The sequence below is a fragment of the Aeromonas sp. HMWF015 genome, assembly GCF_963878965.1.
Taxonomy (GTDB): domain Bacteria; phylum Pseudomonadota; class Gammaproteobacteria; order Enterobacterales; family Aeromonadaceae; genus Aeromonas; species Aeromonas veronii.
Map to the genome: position 1 here is coordinate 1 of NZ_CAWNZT010000083.1, position 3,170 is coordinate 3,170.

Here is a 3,170-nt window from a genome sequence, read left to right on the forward strand (position 1 = left end):
TAAGTGGTAAGTGGTAAGTGGTAAGTGGTAAGTGGTAAGTGGTAAGTGGTAAGTGGATTTTAAATAAATTAGCTACCGCGCCTAGGTTACAGTCTCCAGATTACTGCTTTTTACCAGTTGTCTGACGGTATTGAGGTTCACCGTCTGAAGAGCCAGTCTGAGGCATGGGAGCTTTTCTCGGATGACCGCAGGTTAATCATTCGAACTGAATCGTGTTATCTCTCCAGTCAAGCCCATCTCCGATAGCGTCGAAGGTGTTCTTTAGTGCTAGAGCATGCGTTTCGCCTCTACCGTGGATTCCACAGTCCTGGCACTCACAGAGGCAGAACGTGTCATTAATCTTGTAGGTGTTCAGTTCAGGCAGTCCACACAGAGGACATTCTTCAGTTAGAAGAAAGGATTTGGCCTTGGCATCTAACCAAGTCTTCATGATAACGGCGTTGATTTCTGAGCGAGCCTTGTTGGTTGTCGCTCTCAACCGATCCTCTTGATTACGTACTTCTTGGGCCAGGCGGGGGTTGAACTCTCCGTTTACCCAGTTAGCCGGGTTCTCTTCCGGAAAATCCTCAAAATAATCTGACCATTCACCCATTGGGTTCTCCTTGTCGGTTGTTTGCATCGAGTCCATCTGATGCTGTTGTTGTGGGGGAGGGCTTGATTCATGGCTTGCAATACCTGAGTCAAGCACTACACCTCGGGGCTGATCACGGCATCAAGCCACTGAAGCGATAATTCAAGGTCACTTAGTTCAACTTCAAAGCCTGCTTGCAGTCCACATTTGAAATGACCATTACCTGCTAGAAACTGTGATCCTACGGTGAAATTGAGCCCAAAGTGGCCCCGTCTATCAAGGTTTGAGATCTCAAGCTGGAAGTCCTCCCGTGACATAGCAATGAGTTTCGCCTCGCCTTTGAGCTCCCTAACCAAGACTGTGAGATCTGATATAAAAGCCTCAATCTCAGGCCACTCAAGCCATGCTTTTACCCCTTGTACCGAATAGGCACCCACGGTTGCTGATACTTCAACGTGCAGGTCTGCGTGTGATGAGTTTTGTGATGGGGTGGCATGGAGGAGCTTGAGTGAGAGTTCACCGCACGTGGTGTGGAAATGCATAGTTATAAAACTCTCAATTTAATAGATAGGCAGAGCGCCTATGAAGGGTATCAGGCAAACATCTATCATCAGCCCGTCTATCCTTGTCAGTTGTTAGCACCGAGTCGTTCCGATGCTGTAGTTGTGGGGGAGGGATCTCTACGTGTTGGATTTGCTACCGCCCCTAGGTTACAGCCCCCAGATTGCTGCTTTTGACCAGTTGTCTGACGGTATTGAAGTTCACCATCGAAAGGCCCTGTGTGAGACATGGGCACCAGTCGAATAGCTTACCAATCGAATCTCGTAAAGTTGAGCGATTTATCCGCTAACTCTGTGATATCAGGCATGTTTTTGATGCAAATCAGGAATTAATCAATAGTGGGTTATTTATTAATTCTCGATGTGGTAGAACCAGTGGTATCCATAAGAGAACTAGATAGGGTAGGTTGTGAAACGCATACTGTTACTGGCTCTGTTGTGCATCGGATTTGCCGCCAGTGCCAAGGAACAAGTGCCTGGCGCCAAGCTTGTTGATGAGCAGGTGAAGCAGCAGATTATCCAAGAGTCCATCGACAGCTATCCCGGGAACTGTCCGTGCCCGTACAACTTGGCCAGGAATGGCAGCCGTTGTGGCAAACGCAGCGCCTGGAGCAGGGCAGGTGGCTATGCACCGATCTGCTACAAGGAAGAGATAACGGACGAGATGGTCAGTGAATGGCGGGGTCGGGCAGACAATTAGGAAAGAGAGAAAAACTGCTATATAACATACAGGTATTCTATTGGAACTTTAGTTGAGTGCTTTCGGGAGACAAGGATGTCAACAGAAGAGCTCTTTGAAGAGGTCGCAGCCTGGGCGCTGCAGCAAGACCGGTTCATCACCAGCCTGCAGTTGTGTGACCAGTTCAATGTATCTATGCCAGTTGCAGGACGGCTTCTCCGCAAGCTAATTACCCACCCGAGGATTACCTCAGAGTTCAAGCGGGAGAAGTGCATTATCAGCGATGGGCAAGCCATGACCATGCTGATGGTTCGGGTGATAAAAATCACCAGGGCGCCCATGGGGCCACCGAAGCCGGCCAAGCTCCCCAAGCCACCCAAACCCAAAGTCGTAGTGATTCCTCAGCCTAAAGATGAAGTTGTGGTCAAAAAGCTGAGGAAGCTGGTAGCAAACATGCCGCGGTGAGGGGTTATTTCCCATTATTCCGAGGTCGGTGTGGACCGGTATACTTTGCTTCTGTGATAAGCGAGAAACTCGAGTTGTGTAACTTTGAGTATTCCAACATCGAAGGGGAGCTGATTCCCCATTGCCTCAATACTTAATTTTTTGTCTACGCACAGCAAATAGCCGGGGTCGCTCACGGTTACCCATTCACCACCAAACAGTTTGCCGATGTGAGGGCAGGGCTATAGGCCGTTATTGCCATCAAGTCGCTCGGCATTGTCGCTTTCACACCAAGGTTAGATATGGCCATCAATCAGCAAAGCCTTGTTGGTGACCTATTTCTTTCTCACTCATTTCAGTCACAGTCAAACCTAATCGTAAAAACAGAACGATTTAATCGTATTTAATCGTTTTTTTAGAATGCATGGCTGGCATAGTATTGAGCACGCAGGCAGGGATAAATCTAGAAAAAATAAGGGAAGAAATGAAAATAATGACAAAATTGACAATTGCTATCATGTCGGGCCTTGCATTGCACGTTCAAGCTGATGTCCTCACCCGCGATAACGGTGCGCCCGTAGGTGATAATCAGCATTCTACTACGGCCGGTGAGAATGGTTCTGTCTTGCTGCAAGATGTGCATCTCATCCAAAAATTGCAGCGCTTTGCCAGGGAGCGGATCCCCGAGCGGGTTGTTCATGCCCGAGGTACTGGCGCCCATGGCGAGTTTGAAGTGACCCATGCTATTCCAGAGCTCACTTCTGCAAGCCTATTCTCAGCCGTGAACAAGAAAACCCCTGTTTTCGTTCGCTTCTCCACAGTTATTCATGGCCAACATAGTCCAGAGACCCTCCGGGATCCACGGGGCTTTGCTACCAAGTTTTATACCGACCAGGGCAACTGGGATTTGGTAGGC

The 3,170-nt window shown here is 48.7% G+C and carries 5 protein-coding genes; 3 read left to right on the forward strand and 2 right to left on the reverse strand.

Going from position 1 to position 3,170, the window contains the following annotated elements; all coding sequences use genetic code 11:
• Positions 1 to 196 precede the first annotated feature (196 nt).
• Both AACS18_RS03715 and AACS18_RS03720 read right to left on the reverse strand, forming a co-directional pair.
• The gene (locus tag AACS18_RS03715; protein WP_108613731.1) at positions 197 to 592 is read right to left on the reverse strand and encodes a hypothetical protein; all 396 of its coding nucleotides are present in this window, start codon (positions 590 to 592) and stop codon (positions 197 to 199) included.
• A 95-nt stretch (positions 593 to 687) separates the two neighbouring features.
• Entirely contained in the window at positions 688 to 1,113 is a 426-nt protein-coding gene (locus AACS18_RS03720; RefSeq protein ID WP_108613732.1) for a hypothetical protein, read from the reverse strand.
• Between the two features lie 427 nt (positions 1,114 to 1,540).
• Between AACS18_RS03720 and AACS18_RS23050 the strand changes: the two genes are divergently transcribed.
• The 3 genes from AACS18_RS23050 to AACS18_RS03730 all read left to right on the forward strand — a co-directional run.
• Positions 1,541 to 1,831, forward strand: coding sequence for a hypothetical protein (locus tag AACS18_RS23050; RefSeq protein ID WP_108613733.1), 291 nt, complete (start codon positions 1,541 to 1,543; stop codon positions 1,829 to 1,831).
• Positions 1,832 to 1,906: 75 nt separating this feature from the next.
• Positions 1,907 to 2,275, forward strand: a complete 369-nt coding sequence (locus AACS18_RS03725; RefSeq protein WP_108613734.1) for a hypothetical protein — start codon at positions 1,907 to 1,909, stop codon at positions 2,273 to 2,275.
• 496 nt (positions 2,276 to 2,771) lie between these two features.
• The coding region (locus AACS18_RS03730) for a catalase (RefSeq protein ID WP_258228843.1) at positions 2,772 to 3,170 on the forward strand (399 nt) is incomplete at its 3' end.

What these genes read in the sequence shown, in the direction of transcription:
- AACS18_RS03715 (WP_108613731.1), bottom strand. Translation starts at nt 592, where the DNA reads ATGGGTGAATGGTCAGATTATTTTGAGGATTTTCCGGAAGAGAACCCG.
- AACS18_RS03720 (WP_108613732.1), bottom strand. Translation starts at nt 1,113, where the DNA reads ATGCATTTCCACACCACGTGCGGTGAACTCTCACTCAAGCTCCTCCAT.
- AACS18_RS03725 (WP_108613734.1), top strand. Translation starts at nt 1,907, where the DNA reads ATGTCAACAGAAGAGCTCTTTGAAGAGGTCGCAGCCTGGGCGCTGCAG.